Raw genomic sequence first — 18,029 nt, 5'->3', positions numbered from 1 at the left:
TTTACTTCCTTTATTAGTTTGTTTTAAGAATGGACAGCGCACCCAGTGGATCCATTAAGCACAAGTGTGCTTTTAGCTGGTCAACTTGAGTTAGCTGCTCTGTTGTATATTTTTTCTTTGTTTGCGCTTGGGAATGGCAGTTAACAAGTAACTTTGTTACTTCCAAATGCAGTAAAGGTTCCCATTGCTGTAATTGCTTTTCTTCGATCATTTGATGAAGATAAGTAAGCTGAGGCTGTGCAATTTCTAGGTGGCCAGCTTCGTAACAAAAACGCGCTTGCTCTAGCTGCCAGTAAGCCTGCTCTCGTAAACTGCTAACAGACAATATGCCTTGTTTAAACAGAGCCAAGCCTTGATCAAATTCGCCATTAATAGCGTGCTTTTTCGCTTCAGCCGCAACTAACTGCCAAGGGGAACTTTCTTGTGATTCACCGCTATCTGATGCTGCAGTTTCATTACTTTGAGTAGATAAAGAGGCGATCCACGCTTTGGTCATCTCATCCGCAAATCCTTCCCCGCCATCAAACGTACGTGTAAGAATTTCTGGCAAGCGAGAAACCAGCATGGCAACTGAATCTTTTACTGCTAGAGCAGCTTCTTTAGCGCCCATCGCATCTAAAGCATTAGCGACCATTCGATGTAGGGATAACCAAAAGATCTGTCCTGACGCGAATGTTTTTTCGCACTCTTCTATCAGACTTGGCCAATCTTTGTTTTGTTCTAACTGTTGCAGCGCTGCTAATTTATTGCCCATCGGTGCGGGTAATACACCATCAGCAGGCACCTCTCTTAACTGCATCCAAATGCCTGTACGCAAAAGATAATAGGCATAAGGATCACTCACCTTTTGCCCCCTCAGGAGGTGAGCTACTTTGCTCATGGTGGAGTTACAAGAACGTAGCGCCTTTGCGATATCTTCAGCTGAAGAAACAGCGACTGCGACATGTGTTGGGGCTTTAACTGTTGGCTGTGCTAGCTCTTGTTTCTGTTGTAGCACTGGCGCAGTTTGACTAGGCGCTGGATTAGCTTCTACTGCGGGTTTAGATTGAGGTGTAACTTGTGCTTCTGGCTGAGGTTCTGCTTCAACCGGCGCAGGAGCAGGAGCCGCTTTCTTTTTCTCGTCTTCCGCAATGAGGTATTCAGCTTCTTGCTTATATCGACCAATGACATTACGGAATTCAAATAAACTGGGCGCTTTATCACCCAGCTTTTCAGCCAGTGCGTTATCTAATTCAACAAATACGTTTGCAGCTTCAATTACGTCAGTAGCTTGCTCTAACGTTGTTTCAAATTCCGAAAACGGTCGATCAATTTTCTGCAGCGTCCAAGAAACTGCTGCACCTCGGCTTTTAGGCCTTTTAGGGTGAATATCATCCCAATAAGGTGCATTAACTAAGTCTCTTAATAACTTAAAACCAGCGTTTAACCCCTTAAAACTGTGACGATAGAAAAGCGCAGCCACTAACCTAGAAGCCACCCTAAGGTCTTTACTTTGTTCCTTAAGAATCTTACCGGAAACAATCTCAACCACAGGCCAGTCAATCGGCTGAATATCAATCCCTTCGCCTTTTCTCAATTCATCCTCTAACCGAGTAAAATCATCATCGTGTTTTACATCTGGACCTACGGGGCTAGCACCCTCTAGAGGTAATACGAGACTGAGAATCTCTTGATGATCCATTAAGCAGCTCCCTCTGCTACAACTTCGTTAGATCCTGAACATTTTTTTGCCAGTAAATTAAAGCATTCCAACGAATATAGATGCTGGTAGACAAGTTCTAATGCACCTTCGACGTGGAGTTTAGCTATCACCTCTTTATCCAAAGCTTCCAAACGCGCTCTAGAAACCACCAAAAAACCTGACAGTACTGTTTTAACTTGCTCAGCTTTTTCATTAAGTTGAGCAGGCTCAAGTAGATCATGTTCTAAGAGGAATGCTGAAAGACGTTTATTTCGCAGCATTTCGGTTTCATAAGCTTCGGCTAACTGAAATCTTTGCTTAAGAAATTCGCTCTGCTCTCCAGTTTTATCAAAAAGACTTATGCCTGCGTGATCAGCGTTGAGCTTATTGCTTACGGCATCGATACAAAGCGTTGATTCATGCTCTGATGTTCTTACAGAAATAAATGGATAACGACGAACATAAGCTGGTACGTAATCACCCAGCCAACGCCCTTCCTCATCAACCCAAATGTTTTGCTGAGGTTGGGTACCAAGCACAGCAATAGGTGCGGCTTCATCATTCTGGAGTACAAAAACAATAGGATATAAGCGAGATGCAGCAGCAAATTCACTTACACAGATAGGCACCGAATTAGTGTCTTGTGCAAATCGGTAACCCGTCGCGTTATCAAAAGCTAGGTCACTATGTTTCTCGCGACTCAATGCTGTAATTTGATTATAAAAAAGAGGTTTATTTACACTCATTTACAGATATTCCCTTATCTTACTTTTACATCAACCCAACATTTTGCTCTGGGCTATTCATTGCCAGTACTGTGAAGATCTCGCCGTATTTAACCCACATTTCATGCAAGTATTCGAATCGTTCATTACGATCCACTGACACTAAGTAGCGACCATCATTGCTCAACCAAGAGAGCTCTTCTTCACGCTGATCTTCTGGCAATAACATGCCATCTTCCTGAACATCGAAGATAGTTACGAATTCATTGAACAATGCGTCATCAACGCCCAATAAGTAGCTCAGGAACTGAACTTCTGAACGGGTTAAAGCCGTAAGGTTTGCCTCAGATCGAATCAAAGCATTTGAATTGAAAAGTGCTACCTGTTTTGAGAAATCCGCAGCTGATTGCGTTAAATATGCGTTACGAGCATCCAGTGTTAGAGAACCTGTTCGCTCGAGTGTGAAGTCAATTAAATTGCTTGGGCTACCAATATCTTGGTTAGGACCCGCATCTAGTGTCAGAGCACTTTGAGCTTGGATTTGTGTACCATTAGTATTGATACCTCCTGTTTCGGAGATCAGTTCGACTACATCACCCTCAGCACGATTAATCATCATAGAGTCTTCCTCTACAACACGGATGTTCGCGCCTTTCAGGCTAATCGCACCAAATCTAGTCACCTCAGATGAACCAAGAGTACCCAGCTCAATATCTCCTTGAGCATCTACAGTTAAGGTGCCGGAAACGGATAGATCACCCTGATCTCTGACATCACCCGTACTCTGAAGTGTCAGATTGGAAGCAGTAGAATCTTTGAGTAATGTATGACTATTTTCATGAATGGTGACGTTATTACTATCTAGCGTGATTGAGCCAAAATTAACACTATCACCCGACACTGCACCTAAATTGATATTGCCATTATTAGATACAACAAAATCGTTATTTACATTGATCGAACTTGCAGTGGTATTACTAACAGAACCATTAACATCTAGAGTTAAATTTGTCAGAGCAACATCTTGTAATTCAAGGCTCAAGCTATTGGTTAACTCGGCATTACCACCACCTAAAAGCTCAGCAGAATTGATTTGATTTGCTTCATTAAGAACAATGTTATTAGCGTTAACAGATAGCGTATCAGCCACGACTATAGAGGTAGCAACTGACTGAGTAAGCGCACCATCTATCTCAACACCAAAATGAGTAGCATCAATATCTAAAAGTTCTAGGTCACCTTGATCACGAATAGTTGCCTGATTGGCAGTCACTGTCACTTGATCAAGTTGATTTCCAGCATCTGATAATGTCAGATTGTTCGCCCCAGTATTAACAAATAGATCTGGAACCAGTAGCGGACCACCCTGAGTAATATCTCCTGAAATAATAAGAGATAACATGTTTGTTAGTGAGCTACTTTCAACGGTCATATTACCTGTAGACCCTATAGTAGCGTCTGCTGCCTGTAATGATATGGCTGATAACTGGTTAGCTGATTGATCCAATTGAATGGAATGACCAGTAGCATTGATTCCTAATAAACCAGCATTGATTGCCGATGTTTGAGTAACATCACCATTAACCGTTAAATCATAATGGTTTGTGATTTGTCCGCTCGCTAAAGCTAAGCCGTCTAGGTCAATGACTTCTGCATTCGCTGCACTAATTGCCAATGTATCAAAATCGTTGTTAACGTCAGTTAACGTAACATCAAAACCTACTGCGTTAATCTCGACATCAGCTACCGAAATAGCGGCGGTTTGAGTGACGTTACCCGCTGCAGTAACAGTTAGTTTCTGACCAATAGTCATATCAGCAATAACCAGGTCAGAACCATTTGTAGCTGTTAAGTTTTCTGCGACGGCTGATACAGAATTAAATGCGTTGCCAGCGTGATCGAGTTGTACATTCTGACCTGTTGCATTTATCTCGACATGATCTGCCGTTAAACCACCTGATTGAGAAAGCGCACCATTCACGGTAATTGAGGCAGTACCCGACAAAGAAGAAGTTGCTAAATCAAACTGATTGATATCGTTTACAGATACATTTCCGCCATTGATCGAAAGAGTATTAAAATCATTTGCTAGATTTAGATCAGTATTGGCCGCATTTATATCAGTGTGATTCGCAACTATAATTGTACCCGTTTGCACCAGAATGGCCCCAGTACGAAGACTTAAATCATCTAGATTTAAGGCTGAGATAGATAGGCTATTACTATCGCGAAGGTAGAGTTCAGTTGCAGAGGCATTAAACCTATTAAAGTCATTGTCTGCATGCTGCAAATCAATTGTTGTACCAACTGTAATATCAGTATCACCAGCTACAACAACACCTGCAATCTGTCCTACATCCCCTGTAGCAGTAATAGTTAGATTACCCGTAAGGCTAGAAAGCCCTAGATCCAAATCGTTGATGTCATTTACAGTTGAGCTTCCACCGGATAACAGTAGAGTATTAAAGTCATTACTCTGGGTTAGCGTAGCCGAAGCCGAATTGAAAGTAGCTTCACCACTGACGATAAACGCGCCCGTTTGAGTTAACGCACCGCCGGTAGTAATTGCTAGATCAGTTGTGCTTAGGTCTGCCACACTCAAATCATTAGTATCTCGAACACTTGTGTTTGATGCGACAGCCGTTAAGCTGTTCAGATCATTCGCAGCGTTATTTAGGTTGATATCAGCACCTGTTGCGGTCAGTGCCGTTGCACCATTGACTTCAACTGCATCAGATTGAGTTATATCACCCGCAGCAGTGATTGTTAGGTTACCTGTAAGGTCACTTGCTCCCAACTCCACGGCGTTAATATCAATAACCTCTGCAGAGCCACCATTAAGCGCTAGGTTATTGAAATTATTGTTTTGCGTAAGGGTTGCTGTAGCCGCATCAATCTCAGCATTATTAGCAACGACAAATGCACCTGTCTGAGTTAACACGCCACCTGTAGTCAAGCTGAGATTATCAACATTTACAGCAGACACGCTTAAATCATTAGTATCTGTGACACTCATGCTAGAAGATGTAGATGCTGTCACATCTAAGCTAGTTAAATCGTTTGCTGCATTATCTAAAGTGATATCACCGGTAACCGCCAAAACAGTTGCGCCATCAACATCAATGGCATCGGATTGAGTAAGGTTTCCACCAGAAGTGATATTAAGCGTATTGGTAATAGCAGAAGCAACCAGTTCTAATGCATTGCTATCTTCAATCACTGCATTAACCGCAGTAAGCGCCAAAGAGACAAAGTTATTAGCACTGTTATTTAATGTGATATCAGCCCCTGCTGCCGTAAAGCTCGCAGCGCCATCCACTTCAATCGCACCCGATTGAGTAATGTTGCCTGCTGCAGTGACTGTTAAAGCCCCTGTAAGATCACTACTATCCAGTAAAATGCCATCGATATCATTGACGTTAGCTGAGCCGCCATTCAGAGATAATGTATTAAAGTTATTAGCTTGCGTTAACGTAGCAGTTGCAGCATTAATATCCGCATTATTAGCAACAACGAACGCACCACTTTGATTTAAAGCTCCGGTTGTAGTGATCGTAAGATCAGAAACATTCAAAGCAGCCACACTTAAATCATTGCTGTCTCTTACAGCAAGGTTGCTCGCTGTTACATTTAAGGTGGCGAAGTCGTTCGCCGCATTTTCAAGGGTAATATCACCCGTAACTGCAAGAATAGTTGCGCCATCAACATCAATCGCGCCGGACTGGGTTAAATTGCCACCTGAAGTTACATTTAGGGATCCTGTAAGAGAGGATGTAGCCAGTTCAAGCGTATTACTTTCCTGAACAGTCGCGTTATTGCCGGACAACGCCAGTGATTTGAAGTCGTTGCTAGCATTATCCAATGTGATACTTGCTGTTGTAGACGTAAAACTAGCAATCCCTATAACAGTGACAGCACCAGACTGCGTAATATCATCATCCGCAGTTATATCCAGATCCCCTGTTAAGGTCGATACCGCCAGCGCTAGAGCATTCTTATCTTCGATCGTTGCATTGGCAGCATTCAACGCTAATGAAGCAAAGTCGTTATTGCTGTTATCTAGCGTGATATCCGCACCAGTAGCAATTAACGTAGTTACGCCATCAACGTCAATCGAACCTGATTGAGTAATATATCCACCAGCCGTTGCGGTCAACGTTCCTATAAGATTAGACCTACCAAACTCAAGATTATTAATATCGTTGACTGTTACGGTTCCGCCAGTAAGCGATAACGTATTAAAATTGTTATTTTGAGTAAGCGTCGCTGTAGCAGCATCAATAGAAGCTGTATTTGAGACGGTAAAAATACCCGTTTGAATCAAATTACCAACGGTAGTGATTTCTAGGTCGTCAACGCTTAAACCAGCGAGACTCAAATCATTGGCATCGCTTACACTTAAGTTATTTGAAGTCGTATCTAAAGTGTTAAAGTCATTTGCCGCATTGGTAAGGGTAATATCACCTGCTACATTCAATACCGCTGCACCATCTACATCAATAGCGCCAGACTGAGTAAGATGACCACCTGTAGTGATGTTTAATGTATTAGAAATAGAGGACGTAGAAAGCTCTAAAGCATTACTTCCTTGGACCGTCGCATTAACCCCGTTTAACGCCAAAGAAACAAAGTCGTTAGCGCTATTAGACAACGTAATATTTGCGCCTGTAGCTGTAAAACTTGCCGCGCCATCAATATCAAGAGCAGCGGATTGAGTAATATTCCCAGCCGCTGTGACTGTCAGAGCACCTGTTAAGTTACTTGCACCTAAAACAACATCATCAAGATCATTGACGGTAATCGATCCACCACTCAGTAGCAGTGTATTGAAATCATTATCTTGAGATAAAGTCGCCAAACTGGTGTTAAACGTCGCCTCATCACTTACGATAAACGCGCCCGTTTGTGTTAGCGCACCGCCGGTAGTAACCGTTAAATCGGTTGTGTTTAAGCCTGCTACACTCAGATCATTCGTATCTCGAACAGTAATATTTATTGCGGTAGCCGTTAGAGTATTAAGATCATTCGCAGCATTGTTCAGGTTGATATCCGCACCCGTCGCGGTCAGTGACGTTGTACCATCAACCTCTACTGCATCCGATTGGGTAATATCTCCCTCAGCAGTGATTGTTAAGTTACCTGTAAGGTCACTTGCTCCCAACTCCACTGCGTTAAGATCAATAACCTCTGCAGAGCCACCATTAAGCGCTAGGTTATTGAAATTATTGTTTTGTGTAAGGGTTGCTGTCGCCGCATCAATCTCAGCATTATTAGCAACGACAAACGCACCTGTCTGAGTTAATACGCCACCTGTAGTCAAGCTGAGATCATCAACGTTTACAGCAGACACACTTAAATCATTAGTATCTGCGACACTCAGGTTAGTGGATGTAGATGCCGTCACATCTAGGCTGGTTAAATCATTGGCAGCATTATCTAAAGTAATATCACCGGTAACCGCCAAGACGGTTGCCCCATTAACATCAATGGCACCAAATTGAGTAAGGTTTCCACCGCTTGTAATATTAAGCGTATTGGTGATGGCTGAAGCAGCCAGTTCTAACGCATTGCTATCTTTAATCACTGCATTAACTGCAGAAAGCGCTAAAGAGGTAAAGTTATTAGCACTGTTATCTAATGTGATATCAGCCCCTGTTGCCGTAAGGCTCGTAGCACCATCCACTTCAATCGCTCCCGATTGAGTAATGTTGCCTGCAGCAGTAACCGTTAATGCCCCTGTAAGATCACTACTACCCAGCACAATGCCATCGATATCGTTGACGTTAGCGGAGCCACCATTCAGAGATAATGTATTGAAGTTATTAGCTTCCGTAAGTGTCGCTGTAGCTGCATTTATATCCGCATTATTTGCGACAACAAACGCACCACTTTGATTTAATGCTCCGGCTGTAGTGATCGTAAGATCGGAAACATTCAAAGCAGCCACACTTAAATCATTACTGTCCCTTACAGCAAGATTAGTCGCTGTTGCACTTAAAGTGGCGAAGTCGTTTGTAGCATTTTCAAGGGTAATATCACCCGTAACTGCAAGAATAGTTGCGCCATCAACATCAATCGCGCCGGACTGGGTTAAATTGCCACCTGAAGTTACATTTAGAGATCCGGTAAGAGAGGATTCACCCAGTTCAAGCGCATTACTTTCTTTAATCGTCGAGTTAATGGCGGACAATTCCAGCGAGTTGAAATCGTTGCTACTATCATCCAATGTGATACTTGCTGTTGTAGACGTAAAACCAGCATTACCTACAACAGTGACTGCGCCTGATTGGGTAATATCATCGTCCGCAGTTACATCCAGATCCCCTGTTAAGGTAGATGCAGCAAGTGCGAGAGCATTCTTATCTTCGATCGTTGCATTAACGGCATTTAGCGCTAGAGAGTTAAAATTATTATTGCTGTTATCCAGCGTAATATCAGCACCTGTAGCAGTTAACGTAGTTGTGCCATCAACGTCAATCGAACCTGATTGAGTGATATCTCCACTAGCGGTTACGGTTAAAGCACCGGTAAGATCCGTCGCACCCAAATCAACAGCGTTACTATCGGTAACCATTGCACTTCCGCCGGCCAGAGATAGCGTATTAAAATTGTTATTCTGAGCGAGTGTCGCAGATGCAGCATCAATAGTGGCGTTATTAGTGACGGTAAAAGCACCCGTCTGGGTCAAATTACCGATGGAAGTGATTGTAAGATCGGTGGCGTTTAAACCTGCAACGCTCAAATCATTGGCATCACGTAAACTAAGATTTGTAGCTGAAGCACTTACACTAGAGAAATCATTGGCCGTATTTTCTAAGGTAATATCACCAGCATTTGACGTAAAGCTGGCAGCACCATCGACATCAAGAGCTGCAGTTTGTGTGATATTGCCTTCTGAAGTTACAGAAAAGGTACCTGTAAGGTTACTCGCCCCTAACTCTAATGCATTCTTATCTTCGATATCAGCATTAACAGCTGATAGAGATAAACTAGAGAAATCGTTATTGCTGTTTTCAAGCGTGATATTTGCGCCTGTGGCAGTAAGAGAAGTAGCGCCAACAACCTCTAGCACAGCCGATTGAGTGATGTTTCCACCGGCATTTACGGTCAAGGAACCAGTAAGGTTAGCTCCCGCTAGTTCAACACCATCTACATCCCTAATATTAACTGAGTCACCTAGAACCGATACCGTATCAAAATCGTTACTCAGGTCAGTTAAATTTGCACTATTCTCCACATCAACAACTAGATTTGTGACAGTAATAGCTTCACTTTGAGTGATATTGCCATTGCCACCATCTATACCATCTGCAATTAATGTAAGAGTAGCACCTGACTTTAAGCTAACCTCTCCATCAATACTAATCTCATTATGCGCATGCAATGAAAGATTGTTAGTCGTAGATACATCACCACTATTCGCAGTTGCATCTAAGTCTGCTTCGACAGTAATGTCATTAGTCGCTTGTAAAGTAACATTCGTGGTCTCTAAAAGATCTACTATGTCACTTGCATCAAACTTGGCGGTATCATCGTCATTTTCATCAAATTCATCGTTTTCATCGATGTCGTGATTACCACCATTTGCAACTATTCTGATGTTTTCTGGATCAATTAAAAGCTCACCTGTCACACCATTCTCTGCTGTTAGATCAACATCACCGGTAAAGTTAAGTGTCTGCTTACCGGATACTTCTGCAAAACCACCATCACCACTTTGTGCACCACCTTTTGCAGATATAGAGCCTTGATAATTTGTATATTCGTCTGCCCAAACAATAACTTGGCCACCATCGCCTGAATCGATAGCATCTGCTTTTAATTCAGCAGTCTCCGCAATATAGGTTTGCTCAGCATTGTTTAGATCTGCATCATTGCCCTGATAACCACCACCAACTCGAATACTACCGCCGCCATTTTTGCCTGATACATCAAGTAGAGCACCATCATCAATAGCAACACGAGCGCCTGTCACATCGATCTGTCCGCCTGTACCCTGCTCACTTGTGGCTATTAACTGGCCACTATTACGAACATCAGCACCTTCACCAATTAGGCGAATCTTACCGCCACTGGTATCAATGCCTTTCGCTTCGATAACACCGGTGTTGTTTACGACATTAGCGAACACATCACGTGCTGCTTTAGCGGTTAAAATTACAGAACCATCGTCGGCACTGATCAAGCCTGAGTTTAATACCGCTGTATCGGTCTCACCTTCGGTAACTTCACCTGACAACTTGAACTGAAGCAATCCATCACCGTCAAAATCTAGCGTTGCACTTTCACCTGAGGCTAATACGACAATACCTTTAACTGCTTGGATTACACCTTCGTTAACAACATTATCACCAACCAAAACAACAGATCCGCCTGTCGCAGCAGTCAGTGTACCTTTGTTAACAATGACACCTTCTCCATCAACATCCTGAAGTACGATATTGCCCGACATAAAGTCGTTATCAGAGATCTGTTTAGTGGTCGCAACTAGGCTGCCCAAGTTTACTGTTGAGTTTTCGCCAAAAACGATGCCATTAGGGTTGATTAAAAAGACATTCCCTTGCCCCTCAACGCGGCCAAGAATTTGCGAAGGGTTCTGATCGTGGATACGGTTTAGCGTAGAGGCCTTAGCCGATGGGTGTTCAAATTTAACCAGCTCATCCTGAGCCACGTTAAAACTTTGCCAATCAACCACCATTGCATTAGAAGACTGTTGGATCGTAGTAGTTTTGTTATCGACACTGATGCTACCGCTACCTTGTGAGATAACGCCGCCTTCAGGGCCCGATAGCGCCTTATTTGGAATAAGAATTGAACCACTAACACCCGCCACCATGGCAGACTTTACGAAAGTTGATATTGCTGTTTTAGACCAGTTCATGTGCATCCGTTCTTATATCTGGTGGCTTGCGCCTTAATTCGTAAAATAAAAATTCGTACTTAGATTTGATAAACCCGATTGTTTCTAAATGTCCCTTTAAAACTGGAAGATCAAATCTGCAAATATTTGCGGCTCTCGGCCATTACTAGGCTTATCCGTACCCGCTTCTGCTACCGAAATGTTAAGCTCCAAGTTATCTAGGGGAGCGAATCGAATCCCAATACCAGAACCATAAAGCTCTTGTTCTTCTATCTCAGTGGAAAGCGCCTCGTTTTTATAACCTTTGCCGTAATCAAAAAATGCGGAGAATTGCAGCACATCTCCCCAAGTCCGACCGGCAAAAGCTTTTTTATCTGCAATAAATGGCACAGGCGTAATCCATTCAAGGCTGGCGAATACGCCTTTATCAGCCATGTACTCCGCACCGGGATAAGCACGTACACTGTCCGCGCCACCGATAGAGAATTGCTCAAGCGATACAAGAGGATCGTCTGAATACTGCATATTCAAACGCATTTTCAATGAGGTGTTTGCAATAAAACGCTGGTAACGAGAGGCCCTAAGACTCCACTTGGAATAATCCATAGGCGCCCGACCGCTTTCCGCAAGACGGCTGATCTGCTCATCATCGTTACTTAGGCTGCCAAAAGTGTCTTCAAGACCGCGTCGATAAGAAAGTTGAATCGCAGAGTAGCCACCGCCAATTAACCCATCTGTGTAGTCGGCGTTATAGGACAAACCTAAGGTCGTTAATTTGTCTCTAGATTCAGACTCGCCAGCACGTAAAGTTTCAGCATCATTCAAATCTACATTCACACGCAGATAATCATTAAAAGTTCGGCTTCGTCTTAACTGTCGTTTCAACCCAAATGATGTGCGCTTAGTTTTACCTTCAAAACCAAATGCAGAAAGCTCACGTCCAATATCATACTGGTTCTCTGAATACTCAAAGCTCAGTTCATATGCAGGATCAAATGGTCGTGCTGTATAAGAGATACCACCAAACAAAGCATTATCGACTGAGTCATCACCCTCTGTTTGTGGCTTGTTTTGAATCATTCCATCTAGTCGAAGCTGGTCGATCAAACCGAATGGGTTATTAAAAATTAGACCCGCACCTAATCGCTCTTCACCTGAATAAAATGAGCCTTTGTTATCCAGATAAATAATCCCAGCAAAGCGATCTTCACTATTAACGGACAGATTCAGGTTAGTCGTGCCTACTTGCTCACCCGGCTCCAAAACACCCGAAACTGAAATACCAGGATAATCCAGTACCGTTAGCAGAGAGGCTTCTGTCGCGTTTTTATCCAGCGTCGTTTGCAATGAATCTTCAAACGGGCGGGTAAGCTGATCTGCGGTATAAGACGACTCACCTTGAGCTCGAACCTCGTCTAACTTACCAGGCAGTAGATGGAATACCACTTCGCCAGAATCAACCTCTTGAGCTGGCAGATAAACAGTCGCAAGGATCCAGCCTTGTTGACGATAATAGTTGGTAATCTGATCTGTTAGGCTCTGTAACTGGCCTAATGTAAAACCATCACTATTTTTAGAAATTTGATCTTCAATAATCAGATCAACCTTCGGGTCTATTACCTGTGTCTGCTGATCTTTATTCTCACCACCAAGCTCATAAAGTGATATCCGTTGCACTTGGATTACTGGACCAGAATCCAAATCAAGCGGACGGTCCTTCTTAGCAGGAATACTTAGTTGAAGGTCTTTATTTGGTTTAACTAGAAGGTCAGGTTTAGGTTCACTGATTGCACCTGGAGTCGCCGCATCCGGCAGCGTCTGAGCATTAACTGAAAGCGACATGCCTACAAACAATGCAGAGGTATAACAAGTTACTAAATTACGGTTGCTCACTACTTCAAAATCCCTTTTACACTAAATCCATTAATCTATTATTTGGAAAATTAATCTTGCGAATAACTCGACTCGATCTCTCGAACCTGTTGCTGATAAACCTGCGTAAACTCATCTCCAAACAGAGCGTTAAAATCATCCTCTGCTTCAGAAACAAGTTGCTGGTATGCGTCCTTATACATCTCCCAGTATTTCCCTTTCCGGGAAAGGACAAACTTCGAAGTTAATTGCTCTTCAAGTGATTCAGGTCGAAAACGTTCTAACATAGACACAATCGCGCTCTGCATACCCGACATAACTGCCACCTGATGAGCTTTTGCATCCACAACCCCTTCTTTAACTGCCTCATGTGCAGACATATAACCTTCTGCCTCAGTCAGCAGTTTGATCATCGCTTCACCTGAATTCTGGCTAAATTTAAGAGGGTTATTCTGTTGAGCACCAATGCGAGTAACATCCATGCCAAACTCTTTTTTTACATCATTACGGCTAAGCAAAATCTCCATAATGCCTTGAGTTAAAACTCGCAGCATCTGACCTGCAGAGAACATAATCTCTTCTTTATTTCGCCCTACAAGATCAGAAGGTTGAACATCTAAGCCCTGTAAAAATGCTTTAATCGCTAAACTATCAACATCTCTTTTAGGAGCTTGCTGTGCTTGGCCTTGTTTAGCTGAAGCCTGCTGAACTATAACCTCCTGAACTATAGCCTCCTGAACTACAGCCTCATGAACTGGAGCCTGTTGAAACGTCGAAGGGACCGTCGGCACTTCAGCATCACTGATCTGTGGACTGACAGGTGATGCATTGACCTCAGGCATCACAACAGCCTGATCATAAGCATCAAAATGCTGCTCAATGTAAGGCTGCTCTACTGGGAAAGACGCTACTTGCGCATCATCCATATTTACAGCTTGCATAGTTACAGCCTGGGCAGCATTCTGCTCAATACTTACACCGGTAGCTGGATTAGCAAAATGTTGCTCGTGCGGCTCAACCTCATAGCCATCAACATGACTAGAAGGCATATTATTTTGCGGCGCTATGGAATCGTAAAAATCTGCAGAGGTCGTGTGCGGAATATTAGGCAGTGGAACTTTATTTACAGGTGCTTCAATTTGATCAGAGGCACCACCATCAGAGAAGAAATCATCGATGGAAAAAGCACCCACTTCTTGGGCAGCTACTGGCTGAGCAGACTCGATAAGATCAACTTGAATCTGACACTCCCCAATATGCAGTAGATCACCACTCACTAAGCGATGACGATGCCCTCGCCCTAGGTGATGTCCTGCATTAACTTGAGTACCAGGAGTGCTTGTATCTTCAACAAAGAATTGATTGTCGGCGCGGTAGCAACGGGCGTGGTATCGCGAACAGTAACGCTCAGGATCTTCGACCACAAAGTCATTATCTGGCGCACGACCGATAAGAACCTCGTCTTGATCAAACTCACGCACTTGAGAAACAGCTGGCGCCAATCCCCTAAACGCAATAAGTCTGAGCTGCAAAATAGCCGACATAAATCATCCCTACATTAAAAACCAACATCCGTATTAAATGAAACAAGGCTACTTACTTAATGTAATTTACTACCTTTGGATCAATTTGTGCAGGCAAGATACAGCAAACAAACTGAGAATAAAAGCCTCATAAAACCCCTTTTTTTTTGGGTAAATGAGAATTTTTATTCGCAATAATAAAACGAACATTAATTCAAAAACAAAGATTATTACTTTGGCATATAACCTGCTAACAAAAACAATTAACTTATTTAATGCATTAGGTTATGGTGGCAAACTTTATTTAGATGCGGGAAGCATCTTTATTTTTTCACTGGCCAAACCTATAGGAACATAAGAGGGAACTTACATGTTTCTGAAAGCGGATGAAGAACGCTTTTTCTTTAACATTGCAGAGCAAGACGATACCTTTCAACTCGTCCGCATGAGTGGTTTTGAGACACTCTCAACGGCTTTTGAAATATCGTTAGAAGTTGTATCTGAAAACCCAGAAATAGACCTCGTCTCACTTCTTAACCGCTCAGCAGTAATAAAGCTTCTAGATCAAAGCTGCGATGAAAATGAGCATACTCGCTACATCCACGGCATCATTTCTACCGCAGAACTAGGTGAAACCGGGGTTAAGCAAACCACCTATTACATCACCCTTGTTCCCAAGTTATGGCCGCTTCGTTATCGAATAAACAGCCGTATATTTCAATTTAAATCTGTACAAGAGATCCTCACCCAAACCCTTACAGAATCAGGTCTACAGACTGATGAATTCCGTTTTGAGCTTAGCAATTCCTATGCACCTAGGGAATACTGCGTTCAGTACAGAGAAAGCGATAAAGACTTTATTCAACGTCTGTTAGAATTCGAAGGGATTCACTACTACTTCGAACACCACTATGACAAGCACATCCTTGTCTTTACGGATTCATCACTGACAAACCATGCAATTAGCGGCGAAAAAGAGCTCCCCTACTTTCATGATGCTCAAGGCGCTGTCCGCGAACAGCACATCTTCAAGTTCCGCTACAGAGAGGCCGTTAAAAGTGGCAAAGTATCCATACGAGATTACGACTTTAAAAAGCCCAATCTCACTCTAGCTTCTGATGATATCCACGAACTAGATACCCCTTTGGAGATCTACGAATACCCTGGTGAGTTTATTGAATCCGATCGTGGTGATGGTTTATCAACGAATTTAAACCAAGCGAATAATAGTTTTAGAAAACATATTATTGCCGAATCAGATATTAATAGATTGCTACCTGGCTATAGTTTTGAATTAACTGATCACGAAGTTGAAACACATAATATTGAGTATTTAATTACTCATATTGAGCATAATTGTGCGCAACCACAAGTATTAGAAGTTGGCGCAACAACCGAAGGCTCTAAATATACCAACCTTATTCACGGTATACCTTTTACAACGCCTTTTACCCCAGCAAGAAAAATACCTCGCCCCAAAATAAAAGGCACCCAAACTGCAATTGTTACCGGTCCCGAAGGTGAAGAGATTTACACCGACGAACACGGCCGCGTTAAAGTGCAATTCCATTGGGATCGCGAAGGTCAGATGGATGAACAAAGCTCCTGCTGGATTCGGGTAAGCCAAAACCACGCAGGCGGTGCTTTCGGTGGTATCTTTATTCCACGCATTGGTGAAGAGGTCATTGTCGATTTCCTAGATGGTAATCCCGACCGCCCTATCATTACCGGCAGGGTCTATCACGGTTTAAACCGCACCCCTTACCCGCTTCCAGAGTGCAAAACCATGAGCACCATTAAAACCAACTCCACAAAAGGCGGAGAAGGTTTTAATGAAATACGCATCGAAGACTTAAAAGCTCAGGAACAAGTTTTCATTCACGCACAAAAAGACTTTGACCAACGCGTTAAAAACGATCACAAAGAATGGGTCGGTCAAGATCACCATTGGATACAGGTCAACAACGAATACCGTGAATTCCGCGCGAAGGAAAACGCCTTAACCGACGGCAACTTCCATCGTCAAAGCGATAACGATCAGCACCTCATTGTCGATAAAGAACGTCATATCCAGATCAAACAGAACCAAACCACCGGTGCCGGTCAAAATATCCATATTAAAGCGGGTAATAAAATCGTACTTGAGGCTGGTGTTGATATGGTTTTATCCGCTGGCGGCAGCGGAATAAATGTAAACCCGGGCGGCGTTACGGTTAATGGCGCAAAGGTAAACCTTAATTCAGGCGGCTCAGCACCTTCGGCGCAAAAAGCCTCACCTATTCCACCAACACCACCGCTTGAAGCGGATATAGATAAAGCAGGTAATGTGACGCCGCAGTTGGCTACCGAATCACCCTGGAGTTCATCTGCACTTATGGCCCACCGCATGGAGAGTGATCGCCAAGCGAACCTCCCAATTACCGAAATGTGCCAGCTACAAAAAGATGGTAGCTGCCCGCTAAGCCACTGCCCGTGCGGTAACAACAAATGAAGCTCAATAATCTAATAACTCGGCTAAAAACAGATATCGATAGTTCTCAGCGCCTGAATCTACTAGCAAGCCCTCATAAAGAGATGCTGCGCGATCTCTATGCAAACACTGATACCTATCGAGCGCCTCTATTTGAAACAACTCCACTAGAGTCTTTGAGTCATGCCAGCCCATGGCTGTGCGAAATCAAAGAACAGAGCGCGATTCTAAAAGTGTTTGAACATAACGCCGAAACAAAAACAGGTTGGCAAGGGATCTTAATCTATGCGCCAACAGAGGTTAGCTTTTCACAATTGATCACACTGCTCCGTAATCGATTGTTTGTAAAATTTGGAAATGAACAAAAAGGCGTACTGCACTACCAGCTTCCCGCCGTGGCTCATTACCTGCTCTCAGAATCATCTAAAGCCGACACCCTTGAATGGATGAACTGCATCAGCGCCATTATCTGGCATTCACCGTTAGCAAACATTCAAGATGAGATCGCTTGGAGAGTCCAAACTAATGAAGCAGCTGATAATCAGCTACAAGTTGTAAATACCAACCAAGATTACGCGCTAACCGAAACACAACAATCAGCTTTAAAGATTGGGCCGATCGATCAACTGATCCTTAACTGGCAATCAAGTGATGAGATTGAGTTAAGCCTCTCTGAATTCAAAAACATACGAGCACTGACCATACAGGCTGAAACCCTCGACATGTTTAATAACACAGAGATGACCCATCTATTTTTCCACGCGATCAACCAACACCCTGATCACGCGAAAAAGCTATTAGCCCAGCTTAAAAAGTTAGACAAAACCCAACGTTTATCGCTGCTAGAAAGGATGCAACAACAGGGTATGGAGTTTTACGGGTAAAAACCTCGAACCAA

Annotated in this window: 7 protein-coding genes; 2 read left to right on the top strand and 5 right to left on the bottom strand. The window is 43.1% G+C overall.

The features are described from left to right. Positions 1–13: 13 nt before the first annotated feature. The 5 genes from tssA to tagH form a co-directional block, all read right to left on the bottom strand. Entirely contained in the window at positions 14–1,681 is a 1,668-nt protein-coding gene (gene tssA, locus ACMXYV_RS08040; protein ID WP_415891257.1) for a type VI secretion system protein TssA, read from the bottom strand. Beyond that, positions 1,681–2,427, bottom strand: a complete 747-nt coding sequence (locus ACMXYV_RS08035; RefSeq protein ID WP_415891256.1) for a SapC family protein — start codon at positions 2,425–2,427, stop codon at positions 1,681–1,683. Before ACMXYV_RS08035 ends, tssA begins: the two co-directional genes overlap by 1 nt. A 25-nt stretch (positions 2,428–2,452) precedes the next feature. Further along, entirely contained in the window at positions 2,453–11,287 is an 8,835-nt protein-coding gene (locus ACMXYV_RS08030) for a filamentous hemagglutinin N-terminal domain-containing protein (protein WP_415891255.1), read from the bottom strand. 96 nt (positions 11,288–11,383) lie between these two features. Beyond that, positions 11,384–13,159 carry a ShlB/FhaC/HecB family hemolysin secretion/activation protein gene (locus ACMXYV_RS08025; protein WP_415891254.1) on the bottom strand — a complete coding sequence of 592 codons (1,776 nt, stop codon included), beginning with the start codon at positions 13,157–13,159 and terminating at the stop codon, positions 11,384–11,386. Between the two features lie 50 nt (positions 13,160–13,209). Continuing rightward, positions 13,210–14,682, bottom strand: a complete 1,473-nt coding sequence (gene tagH, locus ACMXYV_RS08020) for a type VI secretion system-associated FHA domain protein TagH (RefSeq protein WP_415891253.1) — start codon at positions 14,680–14,682, stop codon at positions 13,210–13,212. 349 nt (positions 14,683–15,031) lie between these two features. Between tagH and ACMXYV_RS08015 the strand changes: the two genes are divergently transcribed. Further along, entirely contained in the window at positions 15,032–17,152 is a 2,121-nt protein-coding gene (locus ACMXYV_RS08015; protein ID WP_415891252.1) for a type VI secretion system Vgr family protein, read from the top strand. Beyond that, a complete protein-coding gene (locus tag ACMXYV_RS08010; RefSeq protein WP_415891251.1) occupies positions 17,149–18,015 on the top strand; it encodes a DUF4123 domain-containing protein in 867 nt (288 codons plus the stop codon). The genes ACMXYV_RS08015 and ACMXYV_RS08010 overlap by 4 nt, the downstream gene beginning before the upstream one ends. Positions 18,016–18,029: the final 14 nt, after the last annotated feature.

This window comes from Neptuniibacter sp. SY11_33 (genome assembly GCF_047778025.1).
Taxonomy (GTDB): Bacteria; Pseudomonadota; Gammaproteobacteria; order Pseudomonadales; family Balneatricaceae; genus Neptuniibacter.
Note: the sequence above shows the minus strand (reverse complement) of the source record. Positions and strands in the feature narration are given on the sequence as shown.

What these genes read in the sequence shown, in the direction of transcription:
- tssA (WP_415891257.1), bottom strand. Translation starts at nt 1,681, where the DNA reads ATGGATCATCAAGAGATTCTCAGTCTCGTATTACCTCTAGAGGGTGCT.
- ACMXYV_RS08035 (WP_415891256.1), bottom strand. Translation starts at nt 2,427, where the DNA reads ATGAGTGTAAATAAACCTCTTTTTTATAATCAAATTACAGCATTGAGT.
- ACMXYV_RS08030 (WP_415891255.1), bottom strand. Translation starts at nt 11,287, where the DNA reads ATGAACTGGTCTAAAACAGCAATATCAACTTTCGTAAAGTCTGCCATG.
- tagH (WP_415891253.1), bottom strand. Translation starts at nt 14,682, where the DNA reads ATGTCGGCTATTTTGCAGCTCAGACTTATTGCGTTTAGGGGATTGGCG.
- ACMXYV_RS08015 (WP_415891252.1), top strand. Translation starts at nt 15,032, where the DNA reads ATGTTTCTGAAAGCGGATGAAGAACGCTTTTTCTTTAACATTGCAGAG.
- ACMXYV_RS08010 (WP_415891251.1), top strand. Translation starts at nt 17,149, where the DNA reads ATGAAGCTCAATAATCTAATAACTCGGCTAAAAACAGATATCGATAGT.